The organism is Planctomycetia bacterium, from assembly GCA_034440135.1.
In the GTDB taxonomy this organism is placed as follows: Bacteria; Planctomycetota; Planctomycetia; order Pirellulales; family JALHLM01; genus JALHLM01.
In genome coordinates this window covers 1-13,630 of the sequence record JAWXBP010000187.1, presented here as the reverse complement: position 1 = coordinate 13,630, position 13,630 = coordinate 1, and the positions used below count along the sequence as shown (strand labels likewise).

General features: G+C 62.5%; 8 protein-coding genes. 5 read left to right on the top strand and 3 right to left on the bottom strand.

Annotation, left to right across the window (positions count from 1 at the left end; genetic code table 11):
* Positions 1-333: 333 nt before the first annotated feature.
* From SGJ19_10945 to pyk, 4 genes are all read left to right on the top strand, one after another.
* The gene (locus tag SGJ19_10945; GenBank protein ID MDZ4780761.1) at positions 334-1,443 is read left to right on the top strand and encodes a prenyltransferase/squalene oxidase repeat-containing protein; all 1,110 of its coding nucleotides are present in this window, start codon (positions 334-336) and stop codon (positions 1,441-1,443) included.
* 91 nt (positions 1,444-1,534) lie between these two features.
* Complete coding sequence (locus SGJ19_10940) at positions 1,535-2,170, top strand: sigma-70 family RNA polymerase sigma factor (GenBank protein MDZ4780760.1); 636 nt, start codon at positions 1,535-1,537, stop codon at positions 2,168-2,170.
* Positions 2,167-3,864: a serine/threonine-protein kinase gene (locus SGJ19_10935; protein ID MDZ4780759.1), complete on the top strand. Its 1,698-nt coding sequence runs from the start codon at positions 2,167-2,169 to the stop codon at positions 3,862-3,864. The genes SGJ19_10940 and SGJ19_10935 overlap by 4 nt, the downstream gene beginning before the upstream one ends.
* A gap of 227 nt (positions 3,865-4,091) precedes the next feature.
* On the top strand, positions 4,092-5,606 hold the full coding sequence (gene pyk / locus SGJ19_10930; protein MDZ4780758.1) for a pyruvate kinase: 1,515 nt from the start codon (positions 4,092-4,094) through the stop codon (positions 5,604-5,606).
* A gap of 62 nt (positions 5,607-5,668) precedes the next feature.
* Here pyk and SGJ19_10925 read toward each other — a convergent pair whose 3' ends face one another.
* The gene (locus SGJ19_10925) at positions 5,669-6,643 is read right to left on the bottom strand and encodes a hypothetical protein (protein ID MDZ4780757.1); all 975 of its coding nucleotides are present in this window, start codon (positions 6,641-6,643) and stop codon (positions 5,669-5,671) included.
* A gap of 579 nt (positions 6,644-7,222) precedes the next feature.
* On the opposite strand from SGJ19_10925, the gene SGJ19_10920 reads away from it, so the two are divergent.
* On the top strand, positions 7,223-7,477 hold the full coding sequence (locus SGJ19_10920) for a carbon storage regulator (protein MDZ4780756.1): 255 nt from the start codon (positions 7,223-7,225) through the stop codon (positions 7,475-7,477).
* 19 nt (positions 7,478-7,496) lie between these two features.
* On the opposite strand, the gene SGJ19_10915 is transcribed toward SGJ19_10920, so the two are convergent.
* Together SGJ19_10915 and uvrA are read right to left on the bottom strand one after the other, a co-directional pair.
* Positions 7,497-8,153 carry a hypothetical protein gene (locus SGJ19_10915; protein ID MDZ4780755.1) on the bottom strand — a complete coding sequence of 219 codons (657 nt, stop codon included), beginning with the start codon at positions 8,151-8,153 and terminating at the stop codon, positions 7,497-7,499.
* Positions 8,154-8,270: 117 nt separating this feature from the next.
* Positions 8,271-13,630: excinuclease ABC subunit UvrA (gene uvrA, locus SGJ19_10910; GenBank protein ID MDZ4780754.1), on the bottom strand; the 5,360-nt coding region annotated here is incomplete at its 5' end.

The following is a 13,630-nucleotide window of genomic DNA, read 5'->3' as shown; positions in this document are numbered from 1 at the left end:
TCGCTCGGCCTGCCGGAACGCGCGGGGGGATGCGGTTCAACGGGGCGAACGAAAGGACGCTGTCGGACGAGGCAAGTTGGGCGGACAACCAAGAGCACGGACTGCGGAACAATACGCTCGCGTCCACGTCATGCGGACACCTCGATCAGCCGGCAAGATAACGCGCCCAGCGGCGATTGCAAGCTTTTCTGAAACAGATTTCACAAACTGGCACGCTGATCGCTGCAGAGGGGGCTATTTCCTGTTGCGTACAATTTGGTTGTCCCATCACCGGCCCAGCGCGCCCGATTGCAGTAAACTATCCGGTGAGCCCTAGACTCGGAGCAGTTCGCCATGACGCAGAAGCTTGCCAGGCCCCGTCAGGGGGTCATTTTCGCGATGGTCCTTGCAGCGTCCACAGCCAGCACGTTCGCCGCGGAGACCACTCCTAGCTACGATCAAATCGTGGCCAATGCCAAGGAATACTTACTTTCGCGCGGGCAGGCGGCCGATGGTTCGTACTCCGCCCAAGCTGGGCCGGCGGTGACCGGTCTCGTTGTGACCTCGCTCCTGCGTAACGGCCGCAGCCCGGACGATCCGGCGATCGCCAAGAGCCTGAAATATGTCGAGGACTTCGTCCATGACGACGGCGGCATCTACGCGCCGGATTCGAAGTACCAGAACTACGAAACCTGCATGGCGATCATGTGCTTTGCCGAGGCGAACCGCGACGGCAAGTACGACAAGCTGCTGGCCGGCGCCGAGGCGTTCGTCAAGAAGCTGCAATGGGACGCCGACGAAGGGCAGGACGTCGCAAGCGCGAGCTACGGCGGCGCCGGCTACGGCGGCCACAAGCGGCCGGACCTTTCCAACACGCAGTTCTTTCTCGACGCGCTGAAGTCGCTCGATCGCGGCCCCGAGGACGAAGCAGTGCAGAAGGCGCTCGTGTTCGTCTCGCGCTGCCAAAATTTGGAGAGCGAGCACAACACGTTTCCCTTCGCCGCCAAGGTCAATGACGGCGGGTTCTACTACACGGTAGCTGCGGGCGGCACGAGCCAGGCGGGTCCAACCGACGACGGCGGCCTCCGCAGCTACGCGTCTATGACCTACGCCGGGCTCAAGAGCATGATCTACGCGGGCGTCCAACCAGATGACCCGCGGGTGAAGGCGGCCGTGACCTGGTTGCAGAAAAACTACGATCTGCAAACTAACCCGGGCATGGGGGACGCCGGCCTGTTTTACTATTACCACACCTTCGCCAAGTCTCTCGACACCTACGGCGAATCGACCTTCTCCGACGCGGCCGGCAAATCGCACGACTGGCGAGCGGAATTGGTCGCCGAGCTCGCCGCCAAGCAAAAGCCCGACGGCTCCTTCATCAACGAAAACGCCCGCTGGATGGAAGGCGATGCGAACCTGGTGACAGGGTATGCGCTGTTGGCGTTGTCGTATTGCAAACCGTAGTCGGCAAACAAGGAACGCGGAATTCAGAACTCGTAATGGCTATACTACGATAGCTTGCCGAGTTTCTCGTTCCGAATTCCGAGTGTCCCCTGTGTGGCCCGATAGCGATCAGACCGCCGAGTTGCTGGCAGCTGCTGGCGATGGCAATGCTGTGGCCGTGAACCGGTTGTTGGACCGGCACCGTGAGGCCTTGCGCCGGATGGTGGAGTTGCGGATGGACCAGGCGTTGCGCCGCCGGGTCGATGCCAGCGATATCGTCCAAGACGTGCTGATCGAGGCCAACCGCCGGCTCACCGAGTACATCGCCAACCCGGCCATGCCGTTTCATCTCTGGCTCAGGCACATCGCCAAGGATCGCGTGATCGATACCCATCGGCGGCATCGCGTGGCCGGTAAGCGGAGCCTGGACCGTGAGCAGCCGCAGGCGGCCGCGGGGCTCGATCGTTCGAGCCTGGACTTGATCGCGCAATTGCGCGATCCGGAGATGACGCCCGCCGCGGCGGCTACCTGGCACGAGTTGGAGCGGCGCTTCTTCGGGGCGCTCGATCAGCTTGAGGAACATGATCGCGAAGTGCTGTTGATGCGGCACTTCGAGCAACTCTCGAATCAAGACGTCGCCGCCGCGCTGGGACTCACCGAGCCGGCCGCCGGTATGCGTTACTTGCGGGCGATGCGCCGCCTCCGGACGCTCCTGGCCGACCCCAACGACACGTCGGGGGACGGATGAGCGCGGAAACGGATGCCGCCCGGCACGACGAGAAATTAGCCGCGCTGCTAAGCGAGCTCACCGATCGGCTGCGGCGCAGCGAGTCGCCGCGATTCGACGAAATGCTGCGCGAACATCCCGAGTGCGCCGTCGATCTTCAGGAGCTTTGGGGAGCGGTGCAACTTGCCGAGGGTTTGGCCCAATCGCCGTCCGCGAGTCGCGTATTGAATTCGCCGGTCGACGACGTGACGCAAACCCTCGCGCCACGAAGGCAGGAATTTCTCGTTGCCGCTACCGAGCAGCGCATCGGCGATTATCAGGTCGTCGCGGAGCTAGGGCGCGGCGGCATGGGGATCGTCTATCGCGCCGAACAAATCAGCTTGCCGCGCACCGTGGCGCTCAAGATGTTGCTCGACGGCGACCTAGCCAGCCCGGCGAATCTGGCCCGGTTTCGCGCGGAAGCGCAGGCCGTGGCGGGGCTCGATCACCCGCACATCGTTCCGGTGTACGAAGTCGGCGAACAGCTTGGTCGCCCGTACTTCAGCATGAAGTACATCGAAGGGACGACGCTGGCGCGCCGGCTTGCCGACGGTCCGATGCCGGCGCGCGACGCCGCGACGTTGCTGGCCGAAGTGGCGCGCGCTGTCGACTACGCGCATCAACGCGGCGTATTACATCGAGACCTAAAGCCGTCAAACATCCTGATCGACTTGGACGGCAAAGCGCACGTCACCGATTTCGGCCTGGCCAAACGCTTCGAGGAAGACGCCGGCCTCACACGCAGCGGGGCGATCCTTGGCACGCCCAGTTACATGGCCCCGGAGCAGGCCGCGGGCAACCGCGGGCAAGTCGGCCCCGCGAGCGACGTTTATAGTTTGGGCACGATTCTCTACGCGATGCTGACCGGCCGCCCGCCGTTTCAGGCGGCGAGTCCCGTGGACACGGTGTTGCTCGTGCTGGAACAAGAACCCCTGCCGCCGCGGATGGTGAACGCGCTGGCGGATCGCGACTTGGAAATGATCGCGCTCAAGTGTCTGCAAAAACCGCCGGAGTTGCGCTACGCCACGGCGGCGGATCTGGCCGACGACCTGGAAGCGTACCTGGCCGGCGAATCAATCTTCGCGCGGAGCGGCGCGTTTTCCGAAGTGATCGCGCGGATGTTTCGGGAGAAGCACCAGGCCACGGTGCTCGAAAACTGGGGCTTGCTCTGGATGTGGCACAGCCTGGCGCTGCTGGTGATCTGTTTGCTCACCAGCATCATGCAGTGGAGCGGCGTGACCTCGCCCTGGCCTTACGCGGTGCTCTGGACGCTTGGCCTGGGCGCCTGGGCGACCGTTTTTTGGAAGCTCCGCCATCGCAGCGGACCGGTGACCTTGATCGAGCGGCAAGTGGCGCACGTCTGGGCCGGCAGTATGGCCAGCATCACGATGCTGTTTATCGTCGAGGTGATTCTCGGTTTGCCGGTGCTGACGCTTTCGCCCGTGCTGGCGATTTCCAGTGGCATGGTCTTTCTAGTAAAGGCCGGCATGTTGAGCGGCGCGTTTTATATTCAGTCGCTGGCGCTGTTTCTGACGGCCGCGGTGATGGCCTGGCTGCAAGCCCGGGGTTGGCGCGTCGACATTATGCTGTTCGGCGTCGTCTCCGCGGGCAGCTTCTTCTTGCCGGGCTTGAAGTACCACCGGCAGCGATTGCGCGGGTTGCGCAATGTAATCTAGCCCCCCGGGCCTTAGCGCCGAGTGATTTAGCCCCAACGGGGCGACAGACAATAGCCAGGGGTGCCAACCCCTGGAAGTCGTCGCAATAAACCGCGTGAGCCCCATCGGGGCGACACTCACGATTGAACCGCTCCTTTTCGGACTCAAAGTGCCCTACATCCCCCATGACCTAAGCTTGTCCGGCCAATTGCGTTACGAGCGGCCTGGCAACTCTCTGAGGACGGATCATGGGCGAAGCATGCGTACTGGATATCTCCCTCGCGGCCAAGTTGGCGGGCCACGCGCCGGGGGCGACGTCGTCGCTGCGTCATACGAAGATCGTCGCCACGGTGGGCCCGGCCTGCGCGTCGCCGGAGAAGATCCGCGGCCTGATCTTGGCCGGCGTGAACGTGTTCCGGTTGAACTTCTCGCATTCCGAACATGCCTGGCATGAGCGGATGTTGAACACGATTCGCGCCGTGGCGATGGAATTGCGGTCGCCGATCGCGGTGCTGCAAGATTTGTGCGGGCCGAAGATTCGCCTCAGCCGCGTGCCGCATGAGAACTACACCGTTCGCGAAGGAGATATCGTCCGCATCACGACCGAGGATCGCTTGGTCAAACAAGGCGCGGACGCCATCGAGTTCGACCTGGCGTCGACCTATTCGGAATTGATCAGCGACGTGAATCCCGGACGCAGACTGCTGCTGGACGACGGCAAGATCGAACTTCTCGTCGAACAGAAACTGCCGCACTCGCTCATCACCCGCGTGACGCGCGGCGGCGTGATCAACCGTGGCAAAGGGATGAACCTGCCGGGCAGCGAACTTTCGACGGAGTGCATGACGGAGAAGGACTGGCGGGATCTGGAGTGGGGCATCCAGCACGACGTCGACTACGTCGCGCTGTCGTTCGTGCGCCGTCCGGAAGATCTCATCGGCGTCCGCTCGCGGCTCGACGATACCGGCAGCCCCGCGATGTTGATTGCCAAGATCGAACGTCCCGAAGCGGTCAACCACGTAAGCCAGATTCTCGAACTGGCCGACGGCCTGATGGTCGCCCGCGGCGATCTCGGCCTGGAAACCGACCTGGCGCGCGTACCCCTGCTGCAAAAAAGCCTGATCGAGCTTTGTCGCCGCATCGGCAAGCCGGTCATCACGGCCACGCAGGTGCTGGAATCGATGATCAACGAGGCGACGCCGACGCGGGCCGAAGTTTCCGATATCGCCAACGCCATCTACGACGGCACCGACGCCATCATGCTCTCAGCGGAAACGGCCACGGGCAGCCACGCCGAAGCCGCCGTCACCGTGATCGATCGCGTCGCTCGGGCGACGGAATCGCATCTCGACTTGCATTCGAGTTTCGATCGGCGTCGATCGCATGCTTCGAACGTTTCGACCGCGATTTGCGACGGCGCCGTGGCGACGGCGCTGAACTTGGACGCCCGGCGCGTCGTCGTTTACTCCCACTCCGGACACACGGCCCGTTTGTTAACGCGTTCACGCTTGCCGATGAACATCGTCGCGGTCACCAACATGCCGACGACGTACCGGCAACTGGCGCTCTCCTACGGCGTGAGCCCGGTGCTGTTGCCCAGCGTGACCGATCTGCCGCAACTACTTATCGAAATGGATCGCCTGGTCGTGGAACAAGCCTGGGGCGCGCCCGGCGACAACCTGGTAATCGTCAGCTCCCTCGACGGCCGCGACGGGCATATTGATACGCTGCATGTGCATAGTGTGGCGCGGTTTGAAGCTTGAAGTGTTCAGCTTTCAGTGGGAGAGTCCGGCATCTTCACTGAAAACGAAAAACTGAAAACTTCCTACGCTCTGATCGCCGCGTTGAGGCCGAACGACCCGATTGCTGAGATAACAAACAGCAGCAGCGTCCAGGGAATCGTCCATTTCCAACCGCGGCGGGCGAACTCCAGCGAGATCGCCAGCTCCAGCAAGACGCACGCCGCACTGGGCCAGAAGATGCCGTCGGGGCCGTTCACGAACGGTAGCAACGCCACCCAGATCGCGGGAAACATCAGCGCCCCGTCGTACAGTCCGCTCGTGCGGCCAAAAGGCCATTGCTCAGCGACGATCCACAACAAGGGACCGTACATCACGATGGGCGCCAGGAGAAAGCGCTCCGTCAAGACCGAACCGGGGCGATACAAGATCGCCGCGGCGGCCGCGATGATCGCGGCCAGCAACGTCGCGGGACCTTCGGCATTGACCGCCGACCAGAAGTGCCATTTGCTTAGCCCCAGCACGGCTGCGGACAGCGCCGTCGCAACGAGGACGCGGCGCAGACTGACTTGAAATAACTTTCGCTGCCGCGTCACTGGCGGCAGTGCGGTCCTGGCGTCGGGTGTTCTCAACTCCGCCTGAACGGCCTCGAAGGCGTCAATCACGTCGCGAGGATTGCCTTCGCGCCATGCCCAAGCCAATGGGATGGTGAAATTGCTCTGCCTTGTGTGAACGACGATTTGTCGGCCGCTGACCATCCCCAGATTCGGCCAGCGCACCAATGCGGCGCCGGTTACGTCGTCGAAGTCGCCATGGATGCTCGATCGGCTCAGGAATCGCACGCGACGCCAGTGCAAGACGCCGCGCCCGTGGTCGATTGTCAAGCTAGTCCACGGCGCGGAGACCGCGCCGACGGTCAACACCGCGAGCGCGATGAACACGCGGCGCGTGACATCGGACGCTTGTGCCGACAGCAGGTCGAGCGCGACGGGTATCAAGATCGCCGTGGCAAGGCTCACCGCGCTGGCAGCGCGCAGGACCGGCCAACTGCGAATGCGCATTGATCGTTCGTATCGGCTTACCCAAACTGCCATCTGCTTGCGGCGCTCATTGCCTGTCGTAGCGTGAATGCCTTTCAGGGCGTGAGATTGGCGCAGATATCACGCGACTCAAATGGTTCGCTAGCAACTCGCCGCTAGCATCAGCGGAGAAGATTCTTGGCCGAAGGCGGGCCGAACCGCGATCAACCGCTTGAGCGAGCTTTGTCCGGGACGACTCACACTGTGCCATTTTGACGTCTTAGAAAGAGACAAACTGTCCCATTCTGCGACGTATGACAGCCCTCACTGGTGCGCAATGGAAATGAAAGAACATTCATTCAAGTCTCCAACTACTGACCGCTAAAGCACTTTCGTTGCGTGGCCCTTAAACTTCGCCTAATTGGTACGAAACTTGTATTGCTAATAGTGCATCAAACGAACGAGTCGATGCGGCAGCCGGCTCACCCGCGAGCGTGTGCTGCCTGACAAGGGGGGTGTTCGGAAGGTTGGCGACGCGATTGGGTATCCCATTACGCTTCGAAGTTGTTTCGAAGCAACCCGGTCGCGAGCCTTGGACACTTTGACAGGGAGGTTAGACCCATGTTGATTCTCAGCCGAAAGATGGGCGAAAAGATCATGATCGGGGACTCGATCGAAGTGACCGTGAGCCGCATCAGCGGTAACCGCGTCACGCTCGGCATCAGTGCCCCGAGCAGCGTCCACATCGTCCGGGCGGAGATCGAACCGATCGTGAACGCGTTTCGCGATCGCCACGACGACGCACCGTTGCGTCAGCCGAGTGCCGCGGTGTCGCTGGAAAGCCCGATGGTCTGTGCCGCGCCGCTGGTGTCGTAGACTGAGCCGGAGGGCGCCGCTACTTCACCAGTTCCAGAGTCCCCCAGACGCTGGGGTCCTCTTGGTAGGGTAGCCCAGCGCCGATGGCGAAGGTGCAGGTTCCCAGTTCGCGGTCGACGACGGCGAACTGAAAGCCGAGCTTGGGATGTTCCGCGGGATCGAAGCCTGTCAGTGCGCGTGCTCCGATTAGGCATTCCAGGGTGTAGCCCTGGGGGTTCGCACGGGACACGACGGAAAGTGAATCGGAAGGGATCGCGCGCGGATGTTCCTTCGCGCGATTGATCAACACGGGCGTGGCCAGCGGATCCTGGGAATTCCGGCCGCGCCCGGCCGGGAGGAAGGCGAACTGGTGGCAGAAGCGGCTCGCGCGATGGATATTGTGCGTGTCGCGGGTGTCGATCCAAAGCCGCAGCCCGTCGCTCTCATCGAGCCGTCCTTCATGGCACCACGGCGCTTGGCGCTTGCCGCGCACTTCCACAGCGAACGCTAGCCCTGCTTCGCTCCACGCCGCCCGCATCTCGACGGGCGAGAGTTTTCCCTCGATGGCTTCTAGCGCCGGCAAGATGCACTTGGCGTCGAGCTCCGCGCCTTTGTCGCTCCAGAGCGGACTCTTGTACCGGCACGGCACGGCGAAGCGGAACAAGAAGCGGCTCGGGAGGAGAGTTTCGGTTTGCATTCGAATTTCTAAGTTCTAAATCTGAATGTCGAATCAAATCTGAAGGACGGAATGACGAACTCGCGGGCGAGTGAAGTAGAGAATTGTTTCAGCGCGCTGGTTTGGGTGTTTGCTGCGTCAACTCTCCCTCGCTTGCGCTTCGGGTTGGTGTTCGGCTGCTGTTAAATGTTCTTGGAGGAAGCCGGGCAGGTCGCCGGCGGCCAGGTCTTCGCGCGTGCGGAAGCGGAGTTTGACCTGGTCGCGATCGGCGGCGCGGCCGTCCACTTCGCGTTCTCCGGCCAGCGCCGCGACGCGCCCGAGCGAGAAGCGGTTTTTGGGACCGTTCAAGACGAGCTCGACGGCGGCCGGATGCTTGGTGTGCAACGTCGCCCAAGGTTTGCCGGGACCGTTCAAGCAGACATGCACGACCATCTGGCTGTTCCAGAGGAACTGCGCCTCAGGGGCAGTGTCGCTGAGCGTTTCGCAGAGTTCTTCCAACACTTCCGGCTCCCAATGCACGCGCTTGCCGGGCGGGAAGCCTTTGCGCGACAGATGCCACTTGCGCCCCAGCACGCGCCACGGCATGACGTCGTCGGGATTGCTCTGCACCTTTTCCGTCAACCGTTGAAAGCCATGCACGGCCTTCTCGACGAATTCCCAAAACGCGGGCTTATCAATCTCCGCCAGCGAATGCGTGCGCAACTGAATCTCTTGCCACGGCCCTTGGAGATTCTTGCAGGAGACGCGTGGGTCGGAACCGTAAACGGGGATGTCCGGCAGTTCGTTCAGCGGCTTGAGATCGAGTGAATTCACCAGTGTTTCGCGATCGAAACTGCGCTTATAAGTACGGAACTTGAGCTTCAGCAGCCATTCTTCGCCGGTGATGGCGTGCAGGAACCAGCCGTCGGTTTTCTTCGTCGCGCAAATCTCCACGATACTTCGGTTGTCCCAGTTCGTCGCGCTGAAGGACCCGTGGTCGTGGACGAAATCGACGACGCGCCCCAGGATTTCGCCGTCCCAACGAGCCGGGTTGCCATTCCGCGCGATGCGTTCCAGCGTGTGCCAACGGCGGCCGTTGACCTGCCACGGCATCTGCACTTCGGCGCCGAGTTGGTTGATATCCAGGTCGGTGTCCTGTTCAACCTTCGCGCCGACGAAGTCGTACGTCGCGCGCGGACCGTGCGGGCCGGACTTGATACTCGCCGATAAGACTTCGCCCGTGTAAGATCGCGGCAGTTTGCCCGTCCGATCTTTGAGCGCCGCCTCCGAGTGCGCGACAACATCCTCGGGCGTTCCGGCGACGACGATTTGGCCGCCCCCTTCGCCCGCTTCGGGACCGAGATCGACGACCCAATCGGCGGTCTTAATCACGTCGAGATTGTGCTCAATTACCACGACCGTGTTGCCAAGATCGACGAGCCGATTCAACACGTCGAGCAACTTGGCCAGATCGTCGAAGTGCAAGCCGGTGGTCGGTTCGTCCAGCAGATACAGTGTCTGCCCCGTGTCCGGGCGCGACAACTCCGCCGCGAGCTTGACGCGTTGCGCTTCGCCGCCGGACAACGTGGGCGCGGCTTGGCCGAGCCGCACGTAGTCGAGCCCCACGTCGCAAAGCGTCTGCAACGTCCGGCGGACCTTCGGGATGTTCTCAAACAACTTGACCGCCGCTCCGCACGGCATGTCGAGCACATCGGCGATCGTGTGATCGCGGAACCGCACGGCCAGCGTCTCGGGGTTATAGCGCTTACCGCGGCATTCGTCGCACTCGACCCAAATGTCCGGCAGGAAGTGCATCTCAATCTTGAGCTGCCCGTTCCCTTCGCACTTTTCGCAACGACCGCCGGGAACATTGAAGCTAAACCGCCGCGGCGAGTAGCCGCGCAGCCTGGCCTCGGGCAATTGCGAGAACAAGTTGCGGATCAGCTCGAACACGCCCGTATACGTAGCGGGGTTCGACGTCGGCGTGTTGCCGAGCGGCTGCTGATCGACGCGAATGACTTTGTTGACCGCGGCCAACCCGCGAATGCCATCGTGGGCGCCTGGCACGGTGTTCGCGCGGTGCAACGTGCGCGCGAGCGCATTGTAGAGCACGTCTTCGACGAGCGAGCTCTTGCCGCTGCCGCTAGGTCCGGTGACGACGGTGAACGCCCCGAGCGGAATCCGCACGTTGATGTTCTTCAGGTTATTGTGCCGCGCACCGAGGATTTCGAGCCACAACCCCGCGTGCAATGCCGCGGGGACGACAGGCTTGGCCTTGGAGTTGGCCTTGCCTTTCGCCGCCTTAGCGGGCGCTCCGTTGCTCGTCACGCCGGTGACACGGCGGTTCGTCGGGACGAGGATCGCCTTGGCGCCCGAGAGATACGGGCCGGTGACCGAAGTGCGCTGCTTGGCGATTTCTTTCGCCGTGCCCTGCGCGACGATCTCCCCACCGTGCTCGCCGGAGCCGGGGCCGAAGTCGAGCAGGCCGTCGGCGCGCTCAATGACTTCGCGGTCGTGTTCGACCAGCAACAACGTGTTGCCGAGATCGCGCAGCCGGATCAGGGCTTCGATCAAGCGGCTGTTGTCGCGGGGATGCAGGCCGATCGTCGGTTCGTCGAGCACGTACAGCACGCCGGTTAGGCCGCTCCCGACCTGGCTCCCGAGCCGGATGCGTTGCGCTTCACCGCCGGACAACGTCGGCGCGGGGCGCGCGAGCGTCAGGTATTCGAGACCGACGTCCACCAGGAACTTGACCCGATTGACCACCTCGCGGGCCAACTCGCCGGCGACCTTCTTCTCCGCCGCGGCGAGTTTCAGCGATTGAAAATGCTTGAGCAAGTCGCCAAGCGGCAAGCGACACAATTCGTCCATCGTACGGTCGCGGAACCGCACCGCCGCCGCATCATCGCGCAGCCGGCTGCCGGAGCAAACTGAGCACTCAACCTCATCCGTAAGATGCTCCAGGCGCGAACGAAACGACGGCGACATCCGCGAGGCTTCGTCGAGGGCCGGATAGAGCCCTTTGTATTGGAACTTCAAGATCGGTGCGCCGGCTTTCTTCTTCGTACCGCCGGACGGAACTGAGATCCAATCTTCGCCGGTCCCATGCATGATCACGCGCCGATGCCGCGCCGCGAGCAATTCGTATGATACGTCGGTCGGCACGCCGGTATGAGCGGACAGCGCCGCGAGCATCGCCCGGAACAGCGGCTCGTCTGCATCCGGCCAGAGAGCGATCGCCCCTTCGGCCAGCGTCAGTTTGGGATCGCGCAACAGCACCGCGGGATTCGCGCCCAACTGCGTGCCGAGCCCTTCGCAGCTTGGGCACCAGCCGAGCGCGCTGTTGAACGAAAAATGATGCGGCGCCAGCGGTTCGAAGCTACGCCCGCACTTCTCGCACGCGAAGTGCTGGCTATGCGTTTCGACCAACCACTTCGGTTCCGGCATTTCCGGCGCAGGATGCGCGAGCTGCAACACGCCCTTGCCGAGCGTCAATGCATGTTCGACGCTGTCCGCAATCCGCGAGCGCGACTCCGGCTGCACGACGATGCGGTCGATCACGATCGCCACGTCGTGCTTGCGCCGGCGGTCGATCTTTGGCGGCTGGTCGATGGAATGCGTCTCGCCGTCGATCCGCACGCGCACATACCCGGCGGCCCGCATTTCTTCCCACAGCGTTTCGTACTTCTCGCCGACTTCGATCTCGATCGGCGCCATCAGGTACAACCGCGTGCCCGCCGGCTGCGCCATGATCTTGTCGATGATCTCGTCGGCGGTTTGCGTGCCGATCGGCAGTTCGCAATCGGGACAATACGGCGTGCCCAATCGCGCCAGCAGAATGCGCAGGTAGTCGTAAACTTCCGTGACGGTGCCAACGGTCGACCGCGGCGTATGCCCGAGATGCTTTTGCTCGATGGCGATCGCCGGCGAGAGCCCTTCGATGTGCTCCAATTGCGGCTTTTGCATCTGCCCGACGAATTGGCGCGCGTAGGCGCTCAGGCTTTCGACGTATCGGCGTTGCCCTTCGGCGTAGATCGTGTCCATCGCCAAAGAACTCTTGCCGGAACCCGACCGCCCGCAACAAACGGTCATCTGATCGCGCGGGATCTCGACGTCGATTCCCTTCAAATTATGCTGCCGCGCGCCCTTCACGCGAATGCACTTCGCCAGCGGTTGTCGCGGGCGCTTCTTGGCGGACTTGCCGGCGGTGTGCGGCTGTCCGACCTGTTTGAACAATTTTCCAAGCGCCGCTCCCGTATGGGAGCCGGACACCGCGGCGACTTCTTCCGGCGTGCCGGCGGCAATGATCCGCCCGCCGCCGCCGCCGCCTTCCGGGCCGAGGTCGATGATCCAATCAGCGGTCTTGATGACATCCAGGTTGTGCTCGACGACGAGCACGGTGTTGCCTTGTTCGACGAAGTCGTGCAACACCTTGAGCAGCATGTCGATATCGGCGAAGTGCAACCCGGTCGTTGGCTCGTCGAGCAGATACAGCGTCCGCCCGGTGCTTTTCTTTACCAACTCGCGCGCGAGCTTGACGCGTTGCGCCTCGCCGCCCGAGAGCGTGGGCGAGGGTTGGCCGAGCTTCAAATAGTCCAAGCCGACGTCGTGCAGCGTCTGCAACTTGTGCTGGATGTGCGGCACGTTGGCGAAATGCTCCAGCGCCTGCTGGATATCCATCTCCAGCACGTCGGAGATCGACTTGCCTTTGAATTTGATTTGCAGCGTTTCGCGATTAAAGCGATGTCCCTGGCAGACCGGGCAGGTGACCCAAACGTCGGCCAGGAAATCCATCTCCAAGCGATTCGAGCCGTTTCCTTCGCAGGCTTCGCAGCGTCCGCCGGCGACATTGAAGCTGAACCGGCCCGGCTTGTAGCCCCGCGCCTTGGCATCCGGCAATTGCGTGTAGAGGTCGCGAATCTCGTCGAACACCTTCACGTACGTTGAAGGATTCGAGCGCGGCGTGCGGCCGATCGGCGATTGATCGATGGCGATCAGCTTATCGAGGTATTCAAGCCCGGTGATTTTGTCGTGCAGGCCTGGCTCACCGTCGCCGCCGTTCAAATCGCGACGTAAGGCTTCGACCAGAATGTCATTCACCAGCGAACTTTTGCCGGAACCGGACACGCCCGTGATGCACACGAAGACGCCGAGCGGAATCTCGAAATCGACGTTCTTCAGATTGTTGTGCCGCGCGCCCAGTACCGCGAGTTGCTTTTCACCGGCCGTGCGGCGACGCTCGGGAATGGCAATCGAGCGGACGCCGGACAGATAGTTTCCGGTGAGGCTGCGCTTGGCCTGCAAAATATCGTCGTAGCTGCCGGAGGCCACGACTTCGCCGCCGCGCACGCCAGGCCCGGGGCCGAAGTCGATGATGTGATCGGCCGCCCGCATCGTGTCTTCGTCATGTTCGACGACCACGACGGTGTTGCCCAAATCGCGGAGTTGTTCGAGCGTCGCCAGCAGCCGATCGTTGTCGCGCGGATGCAATCCAATCGACGGCTCGTCGAGGATATACG